Raw genomic sequence first — 18,918 nt, 5'->3', positions numbered from 1 at the left:
GACAGGGGCACCATGTGGGGGCCCCTCACCCTGCCGACCATCGAGCTGCTCGTGGAGAGCGGCTCCATCAAGGGCAAGCTCCAGGTCTCCGAGGACGGGATCAACTTCGCCTTCCCCTGGCGCTTCCCCGAGGCCCGCGACGTCTTCCCCCGCGCGCTCTGGGGCGACGGAGCGCCGAACGTCCCGGCCCCGGCGCCAGGAGCCAGTTCGCCCGGCGCCGTGACTCCCGGTGCTGCGCCCATGGCCGGGCCCGGTGCGGCTCCAATGGCAGGTCCTGGTGCGGCGCCGATGGCAGGCCCTGGAGCCGCGCCGATGGCAGGCCCCGGTGCCCGACCGATGGCAGGTCCTGGTGCGGCGCCGATGGCAGGCCCGGGCACGCGTCCGGCGGCGGGCGCCGCGCCCATGGCGGGTCCGGGAACCCGACCGCCCGTGGGCCCGGGTGCGGCGCCCATGGCAGGTCCGGGCGCCTCGCCGTTGATGGCCGGTCCGGGAGCCCAGGCCAATGTCGACCCCGCGCGCCGTCCCACGGTTCCCCCGCAGCCCGGTGTCGCCGGAGCCGTCCAGCGGCCTCCCGTCGCCGGAGCAGCGCCGGGCGCCCCGGGAGCCACCGCTCCGGGCTCGGTCCCCGGCACACCGCCAGGAGCCGTGCCGGGACGACCGCCGGTGCCACCAGGCACGCCTCAACCCGCCGCGCGCGGTGCCACGGCGCCCACTCCCGCGCCCTTTCCGAACCCCATGGCCGCGCCGGCCGCGCCCGGCCCCGCCGTCGTGGCGGCGGACGCCTCGCCCTACGCGGTTCCATCCCAGGGACCGCTCGACCAGCTCTCCCCCATCCGCCTCTATGGCCGCATCGCCGCCGGGGAGCAGACGGGGCTGCTGTCGCTCACGCTGCCGGACCGGGTGGTCCACATCCACTTCCGCAAGGGCAACCCGGAGTTCGTCGACTCGTCCCATCCGGAGGACGCGCTCGGCACGTCTCTGATGGGAGCGAAGCTCCTCACGCCCGAGCAGCTCCAGCAGGCCGAGTCCTCGCGAGAGCGCTTCGGCGGGGACCTGCTCGCGGCGCTCTTCGGGCAGGGCCTCCTGCAGCCAGCCAGCGCCTTCACGCACCTGGCACAGCGCGCGGTGCTCATCATGGCCAAGGGCCTGCGCGCCGAGTCCGGCACCTTCACCTTCGAGCCGCGCGACCTGCCGGGACAGAAGGCGATGCCGCTCGGGAACCGCTGGGCGGTGCTGAGTGATGCCGTGCGCCGCCTGCCGCCCGCGGACCTCAAGCGGCGGCTGGCCCCGGTGCTCCAGCTCCCCATCATGAAGTCCGGCGGGCTGGTGGCCGCGAGCGAGCTGCGCCTCACCCCGCACGAGGTCCGCACGCTCGCCGTCATCGACGGCGTGCGCTCGGTGGCGCAGCTGCTGAACGACTTCCCGCAGGACGGCGACCACCTGCTGCGCATCGCCTTCCTGCTCCGGGAGCTGGACGCGGTGTCGTTCGCCGCGCCCTCGAGGAGCGCCGCCGTCGCGCCTCCCCCCGGAGCCCAGGCCACGCCGCAGCCCGCCGCGCCCCCGCCCGGAGCCCAGGCCACGCCGCAGCGCCCTGCAGCGCCCCAGCCCGCGGCCGCCGCCACACCGCAGCGGCCCACCGCGCCCCAGCCCGCCGCGCCCCAGCCCGCCGCGCCCCGCCCGCCGCCCGTCGTGGGCCCGGCCGCCGCGAGCCCGCCCCGCCCCGCTGGCGCCGCGCCAGGCGCACCCGCCGCGCGTCCCGCGCCGCCCGTGATGCACGCGGCCCCCGGAACCGGCGGACCGCCCGTGGTGAACGCGGGCCCCGGAGCAGCCCCGGCGCCCCGTCCCGCGAGCCCGCCGCCCGCGGCCGCGCGGCCTCCCGGCGCGGCGCCCACCGCCACGGCGGCGCCCGCGACAGGCCCGGGCTCGGAGGAGATTCCCGCGCTGCGCCAGCTCGTCATGGCGATGAAGCAGCAGAACCACTTCCAGCGGCTCGGGCTGACGGAGCAGACGAACTCGAGCGCGGTGAAGATGGCCTACTTCCGCCTGGCGAAGCTGTACCACCCGGACACGCTGCCGCAGGGCGCGCCACCGGACCTGGAGAAGCTGAAGGCGGAGGTCTTCGCGTACATCGGCGATGCGTACCGGATGCTCTCGGACGACAAGAGCCGCGCGCAGTACATCGAGGAACTGAAGGAGGGTGGCGGCGCCGGCACCGAGGTGGACATCAACTCCATCCTCATGGCCGAGGAGCTGTTCCAGAAGTCCTGCATCCTCGTGAAGGCGCGCAAGTTCGCCGACGCCGTGAAGATGCTGGACGAGGCCATCAAGCTGAACGCGGAGGAAGCGGAGTTCTACGCGTGGCGGGGCTACGCGCGCTTCTTCACGGCCGCGGACAAGAAGGCGGCCCAGCCGGAGGCGTTCCGCGAAATCCAGAACGCCATCAAGCGCAATGAGCGCTGCGCGCCCGCGCACTACTTCCTGGGGGTGATTGCCAAGCTGTGTGGCGACGCTCCGGGAGCCCTGAAGCACTTCAAGCGGACCGTGGAGCTTCAGCCAGACCACATCGACGCGCAGCGAGAGGTCCGCATGTCGACGCAGAAGAAGTAGGGTGCGTCCCCCGTCGCTGCCGGCTGGGGCCACGAGCCCCGGCCATCTACCCAATGAAGGAGTCGAGAAACGTGCCGCTCACCGGGAAGCAACGCCGCGCCTTGCGCGCGCTAGGACACCACCTGGAGCCGGTGGTCATCGTCGGTCAATCCGGCGTCACCGAGGGCGTCATCGCCGCGGTCGAGCAGGCCTTGACTGACCACGAGCTCATCAAGGTGAAGATCAACGAAGGCCCGGAGACGCGGCAGGAAGCCGCGGCGAAGATGGCCGAGGGCACGCAGTCCGAGCTGGCCCAGCTCCTCGGACGCACCGTGCTCCTCTTCAAGAAGCGCAAGGAGAAGTCGAAGTTCGAGAAGTTCTGAGCGCGCCCGGAGCCTCGTGGGGCCCGCTCACCGCCCGGTGAAGCGGGCCTCGCGGCGCTCGATGAAGGACTGCACGCCCTCGGCCGCGTCCTCCGAGCCAACCAACTGAAGCAGCCTGGGCAGCAGGGACTTCGCGGCGGCCTCGGGGCCCTCGTGGAGCGTCTGCCGTGCGGAGGCGAGCGTGGCCTGCACACCGAGGGGCGCCTGCTTCGCCACCGTCGCGGCCAAGGCCAGCGCACGCTCCAATTGACGGCCGCGCTCCACCACCTCCTGCACGAGGCCGATGCGGTGCGCCTCGCGCGCGTCGAACTCGTCACCGGTGAGCAGCCAGCGCATGGCATTGCCCCAGCCGGCCACCTGCGGGAAGCGGAGGGTCGCGCCGCCGAAGGGGAAGATGCCGCGCTTGATTTCAATCTGGCCGAAGCGCGCGTCCTCGGAGGCCACTGCGATGTCGGCGGCGAGGATGAGCTCGATGGAGAGCGTGAGGCACAGCCCCTGGACGGCGAGGATGAGCGGCTTGGTGCGCACCTCGCCCATGGTGGCCCACGGGTCGATGGAGCCCTTCGGAGCCAGCCCCTCACCCTGCGCGAGCGCGGGCGCCACGTTGGCCAGGTCCAGGCCGGCGGAGAAGTGGTCACCGACGGCGTAGACCACCATGCAGCGCACGTCGGGGTTGCGGTCCGCCTGCGTCATCGCCTCGGAGAACGCGCGCAGCATGCCCACGTCGAACGCATTGCGCTTCTCGGGACGGTTGATGCCGATGACGGCGATGTGGCCACGCACTTCCAGGGTGATGCGGGGGTCGGTCTGGCTCATGGGGCTCCCGAGGGGCGAAGAGTCGGCACGCATCTTCACCCCCCGGAGGGCGCCGCGCATGGCCATATGGCCGGAACACGGCGGAGCATCGTCCACGGCACATCACTCGCGCCCCGACGTCAGCGCGTGAAGCCCGCCGTGCTCGATGCCAGCTCCGCCGCCACGGCCAGGCGCTCCAGCAGGGCCGGCCCGAAGTACTGACGCATGGACTCACCGCGCCCGTCCGTCACCAGCGCCGGCGCCTCCACGTAGCCCACGTACCCATCCGTCAGCCCCAGCACGCCCGTGGCGCCGGTGCGCCGCACCAGCTCCGCGCCCGCGTCCACCGTGGGCTCGCCCGGCACGGCCAGCAGCTCCAGCGGCCCCAACGCCAGCGCGCCCACCTCCGCCACGCGCTGCGCGGAGCCGCACAGCAGGTTGTCCCCGGCGGCGCGAGTGAGTGAAGGCACCAGCCGCGACGCATCCGGCCGGGGCATCGCCACCTCCACGCGCGCCAGCGACAGGCGCACCGAGTCCCCCACCGGCGCCAGCGCCACCCTGCCCGCCAGCGCCGCCAGCGTCCGCGCGAAGCCGGACACGCGCTCCAGCCCCTGCCCTTCCGAGAAGGCCACGGAGGCGTTGCCCACCGTCCCCTGCAACAGCAGCGTCACGCCGCTGCCCTCGGACTCGCGCAGCGAGCTGAGGCGCCCCGGGTAGTCCGGGTCCACCGACGTCCGCTGGCGAGGCACCATCGTCGGGTGCGCGGCGAACAGGAGCAGCTCCGCCACCGGCCCCGCCTGCCCCCGCAGCACCGCGCGCGTCAGCGCCCCATCCGGAGCCGACCCGCCGCTGCGCGTGTAGACGAGGCCCGGCTCGCGAACCTCCCCCACCTCCAGCTTCACGTCGGTGAGCGAGGCCGCCGCCCGCGTCAGCGCCGCCACCGCCGCGGTGGTGATGGCGTCCACCGACTCCTGCCGGTACCGCCCGGTGCCCACGAGCTGCGCCACCAGCCGCGAGTCATAACCTCCCATCGACGAGTGCGTGTGCGTGGCCATCACCAGCACCTCGCCCAGCCCCGACGCGGCGGACTGAGCGCGCACGCGCTCCAGCACCTCGGTGGTGACGGACAGCAGCTCCAGCGACACCAGCCCCACGCGCGTCCCGCCCGCCTCCAGCACCACCGCGCGCGCGTGCAACGGAGGGTCCGCCTGGTCCGCCTCGGGACGGGGCGGCGCGTAGCCGGCCACCACCACCGGGAAGGGCGGCACGAGCGCCACCTTCGCCGCGCCCGCGCGCAGCGGCCCTTCGCCCCGCACCTGCGACAGCAGCACGGGCGCGCGCTCCGCCCAGACGCCGCACCAGTTCCACGACGCCAGCGAGTACGCGGCGCCCACCGTGAGCAGAATCAGGGGAATCAGGGAACGCCAGGGAACGCGTCGCAGGAAGGACATTCGCTGGCCAGACTAACCGCACACCGACGGAGTCGGGAGGCTCGACTGCCCACATCGGCCGACTGTGGCGGCGGGTGGAATACCCACCAGAGAGGCATGCGTTCCTGTTCCGCTCACCGCCTGAAAGGAGTAAGGCACCGCGCCATGTGCGGCATCTTCGGAATCGTGGGGCACGCAGAGGCCTCCAACCTGACGTACCTGGGACTGCATGCCCTCCAGCATCGCGGGCAGGAGTCCGCGGGCATCGTGTCCTCTGACGGCAACTCCCTGCGCGCACACCGGCAGATGGGGCTGGTCGCGGACATCTTCGACGCGCCGGTGCTTGCTGGCCTGCCTGGGCAGGCGGCAATCGGGCACGTGCGCTACTCCACCGCGGGCGGCAGCGCGCTGAAGAACGCGCAGCCCCTCTTCGTGCAGTACGCGGGCGGCCAGTGCGCCATCGCCCACAACGGCAACCTGGTCAACGCGGCCGAGCTGAAGGGACTGCTTGAGGCCGACGGCGCCATCTTCCAGTCGGACGCGGACACGGAGGTCATCATGCACCTCCTGGCCCGCTCCAAGCAGCCCACCTTCGAGCAGAAGCTCGTGGAGGCGCTGCGCCGGGTGAAGGGCGCGTACAGCATCCTGGTCCTCACGGAGAACAAGCTCGTCGCCGTGAGAGACCCGATGGGCATCCGTCCGCTGGTGCTGGGGCGGATGAAGGAAGGCGCGTACGTGCTCGCCAGCGAGTCGACGGCGCTGGACCTCATCGAGGCGGACATCGTGCGCGAGCTGGAGCCGGGCGAGCTGCTCGTCATCGAGAACGGCGTCATGCGCACCAGCCGCCCCTTCGAGGAGCCGAAGCGGCTGGCCCAGTGCATCTTCGAGCACGTGTACTTCGCGCGCCCGGACTCCACGCTGTTCGGCAACAACGTGTACGAGGTGCGCAAGCGCCTGGGCATGCAGCTCGCGCGTGAGCAGCCGGCCGAGGCCGACCTGGTCATCGCGGTGCCGGACTCGGGTGTGGCGGCGGCCATCGGCTACTCGCAGCAGAGCGGGATTCCGTACGACGTGGGCCTCATCCGCAGCCACTACGTGGGCCGCACCTTCATCGAGCCGCAGCAGTCCATCCGTCACTTCGGCGTGAAGCTGAAGCTGTCCGCGGTGCGGCAGGTGCTGAAGGGCAAGCGCGTGGTGGTGGTGGACGACTCCATCGTCCGTGGCACCACGAGCCGCAAAATCGTGAAGATGATCAAGGCCGCGGGCGCGGTGGAGGTGCACCTGCGCATCTCCTCTCCGCCGACGAAGTGGCCCTGCTACTACGGCATCGACACGCCGAGCCGCCAGGAGCTCATCGCCGCCACGCACACCACCGACGAGATTGCGAAGTACGTCACGGCGGACTCGCTGGGCTACATCTCCATCGAGGGCCTGGGCGAGGCGGTGGGCGACAAGAAGCGCGACAAGTTCTGCACCGCGTGCTTCTCCGGGCAGTACCTCATGGGCGAGCTGACCGCGCCCGCGGAAGCGCCCACCAAGCTGATTGCCTGAGGCCTGCGCGCGTCCCGCGTGGACGGCCTCACGAGGCCCCCTGCCCTCACGGGTCGGGGGCCTTGTCGTTTCCAGGCGTCAGTGCTGGTTGTCGAACTTGATGCCCTCGCGGACCTCGCTGAGGGCGCCCTCGGTGAGCTCGATGGCCTTCACGCGGTGGCCGCCCTTGTCGGCATTGGCGTTCTTCAGCGACGTGAGGGCCCGCTCCAGGTGGGCGAGCGCATCGCGCATCTTCGGCTGGCGGTCGGCGTACGCGTGGTTGGCGAAGCCGCCCAGGAAGAAGGCGGCGGTGACGGCGACGAGGGTGCGGCGCATGGTGGGCTCCTGGAGGAAAAAAGGGTGTCTTCCCTCCTGAACCCAGGTGCCCGCCGGAAGTTGCGCGGCATTCAGGCCGCGTCCGTCTCCGGCAGTGCACCGGGCAGCGGCCTGCCGTCGATGAAGTCGGTGAGGTCCGCGGGCAGCGGCGCCTCGAACACGACCTGCTCCCTCGAGCCCGGGTGCGGGAAGACGATGCGCGCGGCGTGCAGCGCGTGCCGGGGCAGGCGCAGGCGGCGCCACGCCTCGGGCTCCAGGCAGCTCTTGCTGAAGCGGTCGAAGTAGCCGGGGTCCGGCCCGTACATCTTGTCGCCCACGAGTGGGAAGCCCGCCTCGCGCAGGTGGATGCGAATCTGGTGCTGCCGTCCCGTCTCGGGGAAGCAGCGCAGCAGTGCGAAGGGCTCGCCGTCGCGGGAGAAGCGCTGGAGCACCTGGAAGCGCGTGCGGCTCTCCTTCCCCTCCACGGGGTCGATGCGCACGGCGATGCGGATGAGCTCGGTGCCCTCGGCGATGGGCGCGTCCACGACGAACGAGTCCTCGGGCGGGTGTCCCTCGCAGATGGCGAGGTACTCCTTGTGCACGTCGCGCGACATGAAGAGTCGGCCCAGCACGCGGCAGGACTCGGTGGTGCGGCCGCAGACGACGAGGCCGCTCGTCTCGCGGTCCAGCCGGTGCGCGGGCTCCGCGTGCCGCTCTCCGAAGCGCTCGCGCAGCAGCGTGACCAGGGTGCCCTTGTGGTAGCGCGCCGTGGGGTGGATGGGCAGCCCCGCCGGCTTGTCGAGCACCATCAGCCACGCGTCCTGGAAGACGACGGGCAGCGCGGTGGGCGTCTCGGGCTCCTCGCTGGCGCGGCGGCGGAGGCGGAAGGTGAGCCCCGGGTAGACGGGCGTGGACGGCTTGAGGCGCCGCTCGTCGCAGAGGATGCCGCGCCGGATGACGCCCTGCAGGCGCTCGCGCGTCATGCGGCGGATCTTCTGGCCCAGGTACCGGTCCAGCCGCCACCCCGCATAGTTGGGCTCCACGACGAAGACGATGTCGACGTAGCCGTCGGGCGCTTCATCCGCGGTAGGTGTATCCTGCTCGCTGTGCATGGGCCGTTACGCGCGCTCTAACACGCCCGGCCCCGGTGCACAGTCCACCCGACGAGCAAACGGGCACCACCCCGCTCCCCCGAGGAGGAGCGAAGCCGGTGCCCGTCAGGTGAGTCCGAGAACCTCCGGCCTCAGGCCGAGGCCACGCGCAGCGGAGCGCCCTCCACCTTCAGGTAGCGCGCGAACAGGTCGGCGATGCGCTCGCTGGCGCGGCCGTCCCACAGGTCCGGGATGCGGCCCTTCTTGCCCTGGCCATCGAGGACGCGGTCCGCGGCCTGGCGGATGTGGTCCGGGTCGGTGCCGACGACTTCGTTGGTGCCCTGCTCCACGGTGATGGGGCGCTCGGTCTGCTCGCGCAGGGTGAGGCACGGCACGCCCAGCGCGGTGGTCTCCTCCTGGAGGCCGCCCGAGTCGGTGAGGATGAGCTTCGCCTGCGACGTCAGCGCGACGAACTCCATGTGGCCCATGGGGTCCACGGGGCGCAGGTTCGGGTGACGCTCGAACCAGTGGCCCAGGCCCTGCTCGGCAATCATCTTCCGCGTGCGCGGGTGCACCGGGAAGATGACGGGCAGCCGCGTGGACACGTGAGCCACCGCGGACAGGAGCCCGCCCAGCAGCCTCGGGTCATCCACGTTGGACGGCCGGTGCAGCGTGCACACCGCGTAGCCGCGCGGGGTGATTCCCAAATCCTTCAGCGTGGGCAGCCGGTCCGCCTTCTCCTTGGACGCGATGAGCGAGTCGATCATCACGTTGCCCACGAAGTGGATGCGGTCCGGGTCACAGCCCTCCTTGAGGAGGTTGGCGTCCGCGTCGCGCGAGGGCGTCAGCAGCAGGTCGGACAGCCGGTCGGTGACGACGCGGTTGACCTCCTCCGGCTGGTGCTGGACGTGGCTGCGCAGGCCCGCTTCGACGTGGGCTAGGGGAATGGCCAGCTTGGACGTCACCAGCGCGGCGGCGATGGTGCTGTTCACGTCGCCCACCACGGAGACGAGGTCCGGCTGATGTTCCAGGAAGACCTTCTCCAGCTCCACCATCATCCGCGCGGTCTGCTGCGCGTGACTGCCCGAGCCGATGCCCAGGTGGACATCTGGAGCCGGCAGGCCCAGGTCGGAGAAGAAGACGTCGCTCATCTTGACGTCGTAGTGCTGGCCGGTGTGGACGAGAATCTGCTGGAGCGAGGTGCGCGCGGCGATGGCCTTGTAGATGGGGGCCACCTTCATGAAATTCGGACGCGCACCGACGATGTGGATGACCTTCTTCATGTCGATTGCGAAGCTAGGCACTGCCTTCCAGGTGACTAGTGGTTGAAGGTGGGCACTCCGAGTGGTGGCGGAGATGCGTCCTGAATCTGATAGACGGGGTGTGTCATGCCCGCGTCGCCCGCCTCCAGGACTGTCGCCGTCATCCCCGCCCGCCACGCCAGCACGCGCTTTCCGGGCAAGCCACTCGCCCTCATCGCCGGCCGGCCGATGATTGAGCACGTGTGGCACCGCTGCCAGGAAGCCAACGTCTTCGACGAGGTGGTGGTGGCCACCGACGACGAGCGCATCCGCGCCACGGTGGAGGGCTTCGGCGGCCGGGTGGCCATGACGAGCCCCGACTGCGCCACCGGCACGGACCGGGTGGCGGAGGTGGCACGCGGGCGTCCGGACGTGGACGTCTGGGTGAACGTACAGGGCGACGAGCCGCTGGTGGACCCGGCCGCCCTCCGCGTGCTCGCGAAGCTCTTTCAAGACACCACGGTGCGCATGGGCACGCTGGTGCGCCCCCTGGAACCGGACGAGGCGGGCAGCCCCAACGTGGTGAAGGCGGTGCTCGCGCTCAACGGGGACGCGCTCTACTTCAGCCGGAGCCTCGTGCCCTTCGTCCGCGAGCCGGGCACGCCCGTGAAGCGCTGGGGACACATCGGCCTCTACGGCTACCGGCGGGACGTGCTGCTGTCGCTGGCGGGCCTGGTGCCCACCCCGCTGGAGGAAGCGGAGAAGCTGGAGCAGCTCCGCGCGCTGGAGCACGGCATCTCCATCCGCTGCGCGCAGGTGTCCTGGCGCACGGTGGCGGTGGACGTGCCGGAGGACGTGGCGAAGGTGGAGACCGTCATGCGCGAGCGGGGGCTATAGCCATGGGCTTCTGGAGCGACCTCTTCGGCGGCAAGAAGCAGGAGCCCGCCGCCAGCACACCGGGCACGGAGCCACCGGCCGCGAAGGCGGAAGGAGCCCCAGCGCCGAAGCCGGAACCCGCACCGAAGCCGAAGCCGGAACCCGCACCGAAGCCGAAGCCGGAACCCCGCAAGCAACAGCAGCAGCAAGAGGAGGACGAGGACATGGAGGGCGTGCAGCGGCTGTTGTCCCGGAAGGTGGAGCGGGTGCTGGAGCAGCTCGGCGCGCTGGCGGCGCGGGCGCGCACGGGTGAGGAGGTGCCGTCGCTCACCGTCACGCTGCACCTGGCACACGGGCACTCGATGACGGGCGAGGTGGTGGACTACGTCCCGCGCGAGTCGGTGCTGATGGCGCTGGGCAAGGAGGGCCTGCTCCGGTCCGCGTCGGTGGCCTACGTGGACGTGACGACGGTGGTGGCGGTGTCGGTGGGCAACGCGGACAAGCTGCTGGACATGCCGCCACTGGTGCGGCCGAACCCCACGCGACAGGATTTGATGTCGCTGATGGAGAAGCTGCCGCACGCGATCACCGAGCAGTTCTGGCCTGGCGAGGCGACGCTGGGCGGCCGCCCGCTGCGCTTCGAGGTGGACTGGGTGGGGCTGGACGACGAGCCGGGCCGCCGCGCGCTGGAGGCGGCGATGAACGTCGCGGGCCACGCGCTGCGCGCACTGGCCCAGGAGCAGGGGCGCGAGGTGCTCCGCCGCATCACCACCGTGCGCTTCACCAAGGGCCGCGACACGCGCGCCGCCGTGGAGGGAGAGACGGGCACGGTGACGGTGGCCCCCGGCTCCGCGGACCCGACGGTGTCCGCGTTCCGCAAGGCCTTCGCCGCCGCCATCAGATGACGGGCAGCTCGCCGCTGTCGGGGCCGAGCGGGAAGGCCGCGTCGATGCGGGCCAGCTCCTCGGCGGACAGCTTCAGCGACGCGGCCGCGGCGTTGTCGCGCATGTGGGCCTCGCGGCTGGCCTTGGGAATGGCGAACAGCGAGGGCCGGCGCACGAGGAACCGCAGCGCCACCTGGAACGGGCTGACGCCGTGCGCGCGGGCAATGGCCCCCAGCACCTTGCCGCCCTTGCTGCCGGGACTCGGGAAGTTGCCGTTGCCGAAGGGGCTGTAGCCCACCACCGCCACGCCCTGCGCCTCGCACCACGGAAGCACGGCGTGCTCAATCGCGCGCTCCTCCAGGTGGTACAGCACCTGGTTGCACGCGATGCGCCCCGGCCCCGCCAGCGCGAGCGCTTCCTCCAAATCCTCCACCCCGAAGTTGCTCACGCCCCACGAGCGAATCTTCCCGTCCGCCACCAGCTTCTCGAAGGCGCGCACCGTGTCCTCGAGCGGGTGCGGCCCCGGCCAGTGCAGCAGGTAGCAGTCCAGCCGGTCGGTGCGCAGCCGCTTCAGGCTCCGCTCACACGCGGCCAGCGTGCCCGCGTAGGTGGCGTTGGAGGGCATCACCTTCGACACGAGGAACACCTCGTCGCGGCGGCCGGCAATCGCCTCGGAGACGATGGTCTCCTCCACGCGACCGTGCCCGTACAGCTCGGCCGTGTCCACGTGCGTCAGGCCCAGGTCCAACCCGGTCCGGAGCGCGCGGATGGCGCCTGCCTGGTCGTCCTCCTCCATCTGCCACGTTCCCTGCCCCAGGACGGGAACCGACACACCGGTGCCACCAAACGGGTGCTTCTCCATGACACACCTCGCTATCGAGCCATCCGCCCCGGAAGGATTAACACCACCCAGGAGGACTGGCAGCCCCCTGGAGTGCACGCCCGGAGGGCCCGCGTTAGTCTCCGGCGGTGTCTTCCCCAGAAAAGTCCCCCACGCCCCAGCTCCCCACCCGCGTCACGCTGAGCCGCCTGCTCACCCTGGCGCGACCAGAGCTTCCCACCCTCATCGCCGGCACCGTCTTCCTGCTCGTAAGCAGCGCGTCGACGCTCGCCTACCCGAAGGCCATCGGCAACCTGGTGGACGAGGCGCTCAGCACCCGCAGCCAGGCGATGCTGGACGGGCTCGCGCTGACGATGCTCGGCGTCTTCGTGGTGCAGGGCGTGGCCATGGCGCTGCGCGCCTACTACTTCAACACCGCCGGCGAGCGCGTGGTGTCACGGCTGCGCAAGGACCTCTTCCGAGCGCTGCTGTCGCAGGAGGTGGCCTTCTTCGACGCGCGCCGCACAGGCGAGCTCACCAGCCGGCTCGCCTCGGACACCACCGTCCTGCAGAACACCGTCACCGCCAACATCTCCATGGCCCTGCGCTACACCATGCAGGCGTTGGGCGGCGTGGCGCTCCTCTTCTACACGTCCGCGCGGCTCACCGGCGTCATGCTCGCCGTCATCCCCGCGGTGATAGCGGGCGCGGTGCTCTACGGCCGCCGCGTGCGCGTCATCTCCCGCGAGGTGCAGGACGCGCTGGCCGCCAGCAGCGAGGTGGCCGAGGAGGACCTGTCCGGCATCCGCACCGTCCGCTCCTTCGCCGCCGAGCGCAACGAGGTGGAGCGCTATGGCGTCGCCGTGGACCGCTCCTTCACGCTCGCGAAGGAGCGCACGCGCCAGTCCTCCATCTTCATGGGCGCCGTCTCCATCGCCGGCTACGGCGCCATCGCCGCGGTGCTCTGGTACGGCGGCCGGCTGGTGGTGCAGGGCCACCTGAGCGTGGGCGCGCTCACCTCGTTCCTCATCTACACCATGCTGGTGGCCTTCTCCTTCAGCGCCATGGCGGAGCTGTGGGCGGACTTCATGCGCGCCAGCGGCGCCGCGGACCGCGTCTTCGAATTGCTGGACCGCAAGCCCGCCATCGCCTCCGGCGGCGCGCACGTGCCGGACGTGCGCGGCCACGTGGAGTTCCGCGACGTGCGCTTCGCCTACCCCACGCGCCCCGACATCACCGTGCTCCAGGGACTCAACCTGGAATTGCGCCCCGGTGAAGTCGTAGCGGTGGTGGGCCCCTCGGGCGCGGGCAAGTCCACGCTGGCCTCGCTGCTGTCGCGCTTCTACGACCCGCAGGGCGGCGCGGTGCTGCTGGACGGCCACCCGCTCACCTCGCTGGACCCGGAGTGGCTGCGCCGCAACATCGGCATGGTGGCGCAGGAGCCGCAGCTGTTCTCCTGCTCCATCGCGGACAACATCCGTTACGGCCGGCCGGACGCCACCGACGCGCAGGTGGAAGAGGCCGCCCGCGCCGCCAACGCCCACGCCTACATCCAGCGCTTCCCGGAGGCCTACCGCACCCAGGTGGGCGAGCGCGGCGTGCAGCTGTCCGGCGGCCAGAAGCAGCGCGTGGCCATTGCCCGCGCCGTGCTGAAGGACCCGCGCCTGCTCATCCTCGACGAGGCCACCAGCGCGCTCGACGCGGAGAGCGAGCACCTGGTGAAGGACGCGCTCGAGCGCCTCATGAAGGGCCGCACCACCCTCATCATCGCCCACCGCCTGTCCACCGTGGCCAACGCGGACCGCGTGCTGGTGCTGGAGGGCGGCCAGGTCATCCAGAGCGGCACCCACTCCGCCCTCATGGGCCAGGAAGGCCTCTACCGCCGGCTGGTGGAGCGGCAGTTCGTTGCCGCCTGAACGCTTGCCTGCCCTTCAGGCCCGGTAATGCGGCCAAGGAGTATGGCGCGGGATTTCGGCCGGGATTAGATCCGGGTCCTCGAAAGGAGGTGATGCCTTGACCGACAGCAACTCCAAGGCGTCCACCTCCGCTTCGCTGGCCTGAAAAGGCCGCGCAAGCGGTGGCAGACGCCGGCAGTTCGGGCCCGTTCCCGCCTCGGTGGGGACGGGCCTTTTTACGTCTGCTCGGGAATGCCCACCCGACCTCCCTGTTCCGACGCCCCGGGGGGAGTGGCCGACCCATCACGTTCCATTGCCGGGAGTCTTCAGCCGTGTCCATCACCCCTTGCCCCAGCCCTCTGCCCACCGCCCTCCGTGACGAGGAGGCCGTGGATACGCAGCGCAACCTGTTCTGCCCCAACTACGACGCCTGCCTGCACCTGGTCGTCAAGCGCGGCTGGGAGGGGTGGAGCTGCCGCAACTGCGACCTCCGCCAGTTCCGCGTCGGCCAGCCCACCGCCCGGGAATTCGCCCAATCCCGCCCTGGTGGTTGGGACGGCAACTGACGCCGACCTGCCCGGTCGTCTGCCGAAAACAGAATAATTGACGCATCCCTACCTGAGTTGGCAGAACGGGACATGCGCTCCAAGAAAACCAAGTTCATCTTCGTGACGGGCGGAGTGGTCAGCTCCCTCGGCAAGGGCCTCGCCTCGGCTTCCATTGGCGCCCTGCTGGAGAACCGCGGGCTGGCCGTCACCCTTCTCAAGCTGGACCCGTACATCAACGTGGACCCGGGCACGATGAGCCCGTTCCAGCATGGTGAGGTGTTCGTCACCGAGGATGGCGGTGAGACGGACATGGACCTCGGCCACTACGAGCGTTTCACCAACGCCCGGATGAGCCGGCTCAACAACTTCACCTCCGGCCGCATCTACAACTCCGTCATCATGAAGGAGCGGCGGGGCGAGTACCTGGGCAAGACGGTCCAGGTGATTCCGCACATCACCGACGAAATCAAATCCAGCATCCGCCAGGCCGCGCAGGACGCGGACGTCGTCATCGTCGAAATCGGCGGCACCGTGGGTGACATCGAGTCACTGCCCTTCCTCGAGGCCATCCGCCAGATGCGCTACGACGTGGGCAGCGAGAACGTCGTCTACGTCCACCTCACGCTGCTGCCGTACATCGGCGCGGCCGGCGAGGTGAAGACCAAGCCCACGCAGCACTCGGTGATGAAGCTGCGGGAAATCGGCATCCAGCCGGACTTCCTCGTGTGCCGCACGGACCGCGAGGTGTCGCGCGAGCTGAAGGACAAGATTGCAATGTTCTGCAACGTGGACACGCGCAGCGTGTTCACCTCGCCGGACGTGAAGAGCATCTACGAGCTGCCGCTGGAGCTGCACCGCCAGGGCCTGGACGAGCGGCTCGCGGAGGTCCTCAACATCTGGAGCCGCGCGCCCCACCTCGAGCGGTGGGAGAACATCATCCGCAAGGTGTACGAGCCCGGTCGCGGCCAGGTGCAGGTGGCGATTGTCGGCAAGTACGTGAATCTCACGGAGAGCTACAAGAGCCTCAACGAGGCGCTGCTCCACGGCGGCATCGCCAACGACGTGAAGGTGAACCTGCACTTCGTGGACAGCCAGGACGTGGAGGCGCAGGGGCCGGAGAAGCTGTTGGCCGGCGTGGACGCCATCCTCGTGCCCGGCGGCTTCGGCGTGCGCGGCACGGAAGGCAAGATTGCCGCCGTCCGCTACGCGCGCGAGAAGAAGGTGCCGTTCTTCGGCATCTGCCTCGGCCTGCAGATGGCGGTGGTGGAGTTCAGCCGCACGGTGCTGGGGCTCGCGCAGGCCAACAGCCTGGAGTTCAATGAGCACACCCCGCACCCGGTGGTGACGCTCATGGAGAGCCAGGTGAAGGTCCAGGACAAGGGCGGCACCATGCGCCTGGGCAGCTACGCGTGCGCGCTGAAGCCCGGCTCGCTGGCGCACAAGCTCTACGGCGAGGACCACATCCAGGAGCGCCACCGCCACCGCTACGAGGTCAACAACGCCTACCGCGGCCGCCTCCAGGAGGCGGGCCTCGTCATCTCCGGCCACAACCCGGAGCTGAACCTGGTGGAGATGATTGAGCTGGCGGACCACCCGTACTTCGTCGGCTGCCAGTTCCACCCCGAGTTCAAGAGCAAGCCCTTCGCTCCCCATCCCCTCTTCTCCGGCTTCATCCGCGCGGCGCTCGAGCAGCGCGATGCGATGGCGGCGGCCGGCCAGGTGCGCGCATGAGCACGAGTCCCCTCCCCATCGAGCTCTGCGGCTACAAGGTCGGCCCGGGGCAGAAGCTCTTCGTCATCGCCGGCCCGGACAGCATCGAGTCCGAGGACATGGCCCTGCGCCACGCCCGCATGCTCAAGGAAATAACGGGCAGGCTGGGCGTGCCCTACGCCTTCAAGTGCTCCTACGACAAGGCCAACCGGACCAGCGGGAAGTCCTTCCGGGGCCCGGGCCTCAAGGAAGGGCTGCGAATCCTGAAGCGCGTCCGGGATGAAGTCGGTGTCCCGGTGCTCACGGACGTCCACGAAACCAGCCACGTCGGGCCTGCCTCGGAAGTTGTGGATATCATCCAGATACCGGCCTTCCTGTGCCGGCAGACGGACCTGGTGGAAGCCGTGGCGAGGACTGGAAGGGGCGTCAACCTCAAGAAGGGGCAGTTCGTCGCCCCCAAGGACATCGTCCACTCGGCGCGCAAGGCGTTCGAGGCGGGCAACCCCAACGTGCTCGTCACCGAGCGCGGCTCCACGTTCGGCTACAACAACCTCGTCGTGGACATGCGCGGCCTCGCCCAGATGCGCGAGGCGGGCCTCGCCGTCTGCTTCGATGCGACGCACTCCGTGCAGCTGCCCAGCGCCGGCAACGGCGAGACGGCCGGTGAGCGGAAGTTCGTGGCCCTGCTCGCCCGTTCTGCCGCAGCTGCCGGGATTGACGCGTTGTTCACGGAAGTCCATGAGGATCCGGACCGTGCCCTGTGTGACGGTCCGTGTTCCCTGAATCCACAGATGTTCGAGGACGTGGTACGAAATGTGCTGAACATCCGCCGGGTGCTGGGACACGAGCCCGGTTGATGCGGTTGAGACACGGGGAGGAGACAGGCAAGCCATGGTGACGGAAGCGCCTTCCAAACCTGGAAAGGAAGAGCTGACGTCTCGCGCGGCGCGAGTCCGCCTGCTCGTCTTCGACGTGGACGGGGTCCTCACCGACGGCGGCCTCTACTACGGGGCGCAGGGTGAGCTGATGAAGCGCTTCGACGTGAAGGACGGACACGCCCTGGTCATGGCCCGCTTGTCGGGCCTGCCCGCCGCCGTCCTCACCGCCCGCACCTCGAGCATCGTGGAGGTCCGCGGACGGGAGCTGGGGCTGGCGGCCGTATTCCAAGGCCGCCGCGACAAGGGTGCCGCACTGGACGAGCTGCTCCAGCAGCTCGCTGTCCCCCCTGAGGCCTGCGCCTACATGGGAGACGACCACAACGACCTGGCCCCGCTTTCACGCGTGGGGCTGGCCGCGTGTCCCGCGGATGCGGTTCCAGAAGTGCGTCAGGAGGTCCACTTCGTTACGCAGAGTCCAGGCGGCAGAGGGGCCGCTCGGGAGCTCGTGGAGCTCTGCCTCAAGGCCAGTGGCCGCTGGGACGACGCAGTGGGTCTCATGAGAGGGGCTGATGGACGCGGTGCGCAGAGAGTTGAACAAACCCCGTATTCAAGGTAGGTGAATTACTCCATGGGCAGCGGAATGATGCAGCAAGAGGGGAGTACGGCGATGACGGACCAGCTCTACACGACGCACGACATCAGTCGTTTGCTTCAGGTGGATCCGTCCACGGTGAGCAAGTGGATTGACCGCGGCATCCTGATGGCATTCAGGACGCCGGGTGGCCATCGCCGGGTGCGCTCGGCGGACCTGCGCACGTTCCTCATCACCCACCAGATGCCGGTGCCCGAGGAGCTGGGCAGCGGGACGGTGCGGCTGCTGGTGGTGGACGACGAGCGTCCGGTGCTCGAGGCCATCAAGCGCGCGTTCAAGCCGTATGCGGCGCAGGTGGAGCTGCAGACGACGACGAGCGGCGTGGAGGCCCTGCTGCTGGTGTCCGAGCAGAAGCCGCACGGCATGATCATCGACCTCAACATGCCGGACATCGACGGCCTCGAGGTCTGCCGGCGCATTCGCGCGCGCAAGCAGATGGAGGGCGTGCGGCTCATCACCATGACGTCCCTGCACTCGCCCGAGGTGGTGGACCAGTCGAAGCAGGCCGGCGCGCTCGCGTGCATGGCCAAGCCGCTGGACGTGCAGGAGGTGCTGGAGCTGTTCCGCGTGCCGCTGGCGCTGAGCGCCAAGCGCTAGGAATACAGGGCTTCCGCTACCCCTCGCGGAAGCCCCAGGGAAGTGGGGAGGAAGCCGCGCCCGTCATGCTGGCAGCGGCCTCCCTGGAACGGGTCTGCGCGCGGGTCAGCCCTGGACCTTCACTTCGATGACGCGGGGCTTGGACTCCTCGCGCCGGGGCAGCGTCAGCGTCAGCACGCCCTGCTCGTACTTCGCCTCCACCTTGGAGGCGTCCACGGTGTCCGGCAGCGCGAACGAGCGCGCGAAGCTGCCGAAGCCGCGCTCCTGGCGGCGCACGGTGACGCCCTCGGCCTTCGGCTCCGCCTTGCGCTCGGCCTGCACGGTGAGGACGTCGTTCTCCACCTTCACCTGGATGGCCTTCGCGTCCAGCCCGGGCATGTCGAGGTGCAGCGTCAGTCCGGCCTCGGACTCGACGATGTCCGCCGCGGGCACGCGCTCACGCGGGGCCTGGCGCCACACCGGCTGCGTCAGCTCGCGGAAGAGGGAGTCGAAGTCACGCATCAGCGGGTTGACGACGACGGCGGAGTTGAACGGGTTGCGGGTCTGCATGGTCTTCTCCTGTTCGTGTCGCCTTTTCGGGCGCACGTCATGAACGGCAAAGGGTTGTCCTGGTTCGCGGTCGCCGCGGCCCCCACCGGGCTCCAGCGCCGCCTCACAAGACTCAAGAGAACCATGGATGAAGACGTG

Annotated in this window: 18 protein-coding genes; 11 read left to right on the top strand and 7 right to left on the bottom strand. The window is 70.2% G+C overall.

Annotated features, from left to right (window positions below):
* Nucleotides 1-645: 645 nt before the first annotated feature.
* A complete protein-coding gene (locus G4D86_RS06630; RefSeq protein WP_420821841.1) occupies nucleotides 646-2,607 on the top strand; it encodes a J domain-containing protein in 1,962 nt (653 codons plus the stop codon).
* Between the two features lie 71 nt (nucleotides 2,608-2,678).
* The gene (yhbY, locus tag G4D86_RS06625; protein ID WP_163990610.1) at nucleotides 2,679-2,969 is read left to right on the top strand and encodes a ribosome assembly RNA-binding protein YhbY; all 291 of its coding nucleotides are present in this window, start codon (nucleotides 2,679-2,681) and stop codon (nucleotides 2,967-2,969) included.
* Between the two features lie 27 nt (nucleotides 2,970-2,996).
* On the opposite strand, the gene G4D86_RS06620 is transcribed toward yhbY, so the two are convergent.
* Nucleotides 2,997-3,785 (bottom strand): crotonase/enoyl-CoA hydratase family protein, encoded by a 789-nt coding sequence (locus G4D86_RS06620; RefSeq protein WP_163990608.1) that lies wholly within the window; start codon nucleotides 3,783-3,785, stop codon nucleotides 2,997-2,999.
* A 119-nt stretch (nucleotides 3,786-3,904) separates the two neighbouring features.
* Nucleotides 3,905-5,215, bottom strand: a complete 1,311-nt coding sequence (locus G4D86_RS06615; RefSeq protein ID WP_163990606.1) for a neutral/alkaline non-lysosomal ceramidase N-terminal domain-containing protein — start codon at nucleotides 5,213-5,215, stop codon at nucleotides 3,905-3,907.
* Nucleotides 5,216-5,359: 144 nt separating this feature from the next.
* On the opposite strand from G4D86_RS06615, the gene purF reads away from it, so the two are divergent.
* Nucleotides 5,360-6,745 carry an amidophosphoribosyltransferase gene (purF, locus tag G4D86_RS06610; RefSeq protein ID WP_240360077.1) on the top strand — a complete coding sequence of 462 codons (1,386 nt, stop codon included), beginning with the start codon at nucleotides 5,360-5,362 and terminating at the stop codon, nucleotides 6,743-6,745.
* A gap of 78 nt (nucleotides 6,746-6,823) precedes the next feature.
* Here the strand turns inward: purF and G4D86_RS06605 are convergent, their stop codons facing one another.
* The 3 genes from G4D86_RS06605 to wecB all read right to left on the bottom strand — a co-directional run bounded on the left by G4D86_RS06605 (nucleotide 6,824) and on the right by wecB (nucleotide 9,413).
* Nucleotides 6,824-7,060 carry a hypothetical protein gene (locus G4D86_RS06605; RefSeq protein WP_163990602.1) on the bottom strand — a complete coding sequence of 79 codons (237 nt, stop codon included), beginning with the start codon at nucleotides 7,058-7,060 and terminating at the stop codon, nucleotides 6,824-6,826.
* Between the two features lie 71 nt (nucleotides 7,061-7,131).
* Nucleotides 7,132-8,151, bottom strand: coding sequence for an RluA family pseudouridine synthase (locus G4D86_RS06600; RefSeq protein ID WP_163990600.1), 1,020 nt, complete (start codon nucleotides 8,149-8,151; stop codon nucleotides 7,132-7,134).
* A 131-nt stretch (nucleotides 8,152-8,282) separates the two neighbouring features.
* Nucleotides 8,283-9,413: a non-hydrolyzing UDP-N-acetylglucosamine 2-epimerase gene (wecB, locus tag G4D86_RS06595; RefSeq protein WP_163990874.1), complete on the bottom strand. Its 1,131-nt coding sequence runs from the start codon at nucleotides 9,411-9,413 to the stop codon at nucleotides 8,283-8,285.
* 105 nt (nucleotides 9,414-9,518) lie between these two features.
* On the opposite strand from wecB, the gene kdsB reads away from it, so the two are divergent.
* A complete protein-coding gene (gene kdsB / locus G4D86_RS06590; RefSeq protein ID WP_163990598.1) occupies nucleotides 9,519-10,268 on the top strand; it encodes a 3-deoxy-manno-octulosonate cytidylyltransferase in 750 nt (249 codons plus the stop codon).
* A gap of 2 nt (nucleotides 10,269-10,270) precedes the next feature.
* Nucleotides 10,271-11,152 carry a hypothetical protein gene (locus G4D86_RS06585; protein ID WP_163990596.1) on the top strand — a complete coding sequence of 294 codons (882 nt, stop codon included), beginning with the start codon at nucleotides 10,271-10,273 and terminating at the stop codon, nucleotides 11,150-11,152.
* Here the strand turns inward: G4D86_RS06585 and G4D86_RS06580 are convergent.
* Nucleotides 11,145-11,993 (bottom strand): aldo/keto reductase, encoded by an 849-nt coding sequence (locus tag G4D86_RS06580; RefSeq protein WP_163990595.1) that lies wholly within the window; start codon nucleotides 11,991-11,993, stop codon nucleotides 11,145-11,147. The two genes, G4D86_RS06585 and G4D86_RS06580, sit on opposite strands and share 8 nt — an antisense overlap.
* A gap of 107 nt (nucleotides 11,994-12,100) precedes the next feature.
* On the opposite strand from G4D86_RS06580, the gene G4D86_RS06575 reads away from it, so the two are divergent.
* The 6 genes from G4D86_RS06575 (at nucleotide 12,101) to G4D86_RS06550 (ending at nucleotide 18,231) form a co-directional block, all read left to right on the top strand.
* The gene (locus tag G4D86_RS06575; RefSeq protein WP_163990592.1) at nucleotides 12,101-13,867 is read left to right on the top strand and encodes an ABC transporter ATP-binding protein; all 1,767 of its coding nucleotides are present in this window, start codon (nucleotides 12,101-12,103) and stop codon (nucleotides 13,865-13,867) included.
* Nucleotides 13,868-14,178: 311 nt separating this feature from the next.
* Nucleotides 14,179-14,412, top strand: coding sequence for a hypothetical protein (locus G4D86_RS06570; RefSeq protein WP_163990590.1), 234 nt, complete (start codon nucleotides 14,179-14,181; stop codon nucleotides 14,410-14,412).
* A gap of 72 nt (nucleotides 14,413-14,484) precedes the next feature.
* Nucleotides 14,485-16,125, top strand: coding sequence for a CTP synthase (locus tag G4D86_RS06565; RefSeq protein WP_163990588.1), 1,641 nt, complete (start codon nucleotides 14,485-14,487; stop codon nucleotides 16,123-16,125).
* A complete protein-coding gene (gene kdsA, locus G4D86_RS06560; RefSeq protein WP_163990586.1) occupies nucleotides 16,122-16,961 on the top strand; it encodes a 3-deoxy-8-phosphooctulonate synthase in 840 nt (279 codons plus the stop codon). The genes G4D86_RS06565 and kdsA overlap by 4 nt, the downstream gene beginning before the upstream one ends.
* Nucleotides 16,962-16,995: 34 nt before the next feature.
* Nucleotides 16,996-17,598 carry a KdsC family phosphatase gene (locus tag G4D86_RS06555; protein WP_163990584.1) on the top strand — a complete coding sequence of 201 codons (603 nt, stop codon included), beginning with the start codon at nucleotides 16,996-16,998 and terminating at the stop codon, nucleotides 17,596-17,598.
* A 12-nt stretch (nucleotides 17,599-17,610) separates the two neighbouring features.
* Nucleotides 17,611-18,231, top strand: coding sequence for a response regulator (locus tag G4D86_RS06550; RefSeq protein ID WP_163990582.1), 621 nt, complete (start codon nucleotides 17,611-17,613; stop codon nucleotides 18,229-18,231).
* A gap of 105 nt (nucleotides 18,232-18,336) precedes the next feature.
* On the opposite strand, the gene G4D86_RS06545 is transcribed toward G4D86_RS06550, so the two are convergent.
* Nucleotides 18,337-18,780 (bottom strand): Hsp20/alpha crystallin family protein, encoded by a 444-nt coding sequence (locus G4D86_RS06545; RefSeq protein WP_163990580.1) that lies wholly within the window; start codon nucleotides 18,778-18,780, stop codon nucleotides 18,337-18,339.
* Nucleotides 18,781-18,918 lie beyond the last annotated feature (138 nt).

This window comes from Pyxidicoccus caerfyrddinensis (genome assembly GCF_010894405.1).
GTDB lineage: Bacteria > Myxococcota > Myxococcia > Myxococcales > Myxococcaceae > Myxococcus > Myxococcus caerfyrddinensis.
The sequence above is the reverse complement of the archived record's forward strand: the minus strand, read 5'-3'. Positions and strand labels throughout refer to the sequence as shown.

Coding starts and splice junctions, on each gene's coding strand:
- G4D86_RS06620 (WP_163990608.1), bottom strand. CDS start 3,785: ATGAGCCAGACCGACCCCCGCATCACCCTGGAAGTGCGTGGCCACATC.
- G4D86_RS06615 (WP_163990606.1), bottom strand. CDS start 5,215: ATGTCCTTCCTGCGACGCGTTCCCTGGCGTTCCCTGATTCCCCTGATT.
- purF (WP_240360077.1), top strand. CDS start 5,360: ATGTGCGGCATCTTCGGAATCGTGGGGCACGCAGAGGCCTCCAACCTG.
- G4D86_RS06605 (WP_163990602.1), bottom strand. CDS start 7,060: ATGCGCCGCACCCTCGTCGCCGTCACCGCCGCCTTCTTCCTGGGCGGC.
- G4D86_RS06600 (WP_163990600.1), bottom strand. CDS start 8,151: ATGCACAGCGAGCAGGATACACCTACCGCGGATGAAGCGCCCGACGGC.
- wecB (WP_163990874.1), bottom strand. CDS start 9,413: ATGAAGAAGGTCATCCACATCGTCGGTGCGCGTCCGAATTTCATGAAG.
- kdsB (WP_163990598.1), top strand. CDS start 9,519: ATGCCCGCGTCGCCCGCCTCCAGGACTGTCGCCGTCATCCCCGCCCGC.
- G4D86_RS06585 (WP_163990596.1), top strand. CDS start 10,271: ATGGGCTTCTGGAGCGACCTCTTCGGCGGCAAGAAGCAGGAGCCCGCC.
- G4D86_RS06580 (WP_163990595.1), bottom strand. CDS start 11,993: ATGGAGAAGCACCCGTTTGGTGGCACCGGTGTGTCGGTTCCCGTCCTG.
- G4D86_RS06565 (WP_163990588.1), top strand. CDS start 14,485: ATGCGCTCCAAGAAAACCAAGTTCATCTTCGTGACGGGCGGAGTGGTC.
- kdsA (WP_163990586.1), top strand. CDS start 16,122: ATGAGCACGAGTCCCCTCCCCATCGAGCTCTGCGGCTACAAGGTCGGC.
- G4D86_RS06555 (WP_163990584.1), top strand. CDS start 16,996: ATGGTGACGGAAGCGCCTTCCAAACCTGGAAAGGAAGAGCTGACGTCT.
- G4D86_RS06550 (WP_163990582.1), top strand. CDS start 17,611: ATGGGCAGCGGAATGATGCAGCAAGAGGGGAGTACGGCGATGACGGAC.
- G4D86_RS06545 (WP_163990580.1), bottom strand. CDS start 18,780: ATGCAGACCCGCAACCCGTTCAACTCCGCCGTCGTCGTCAACCCGCTG.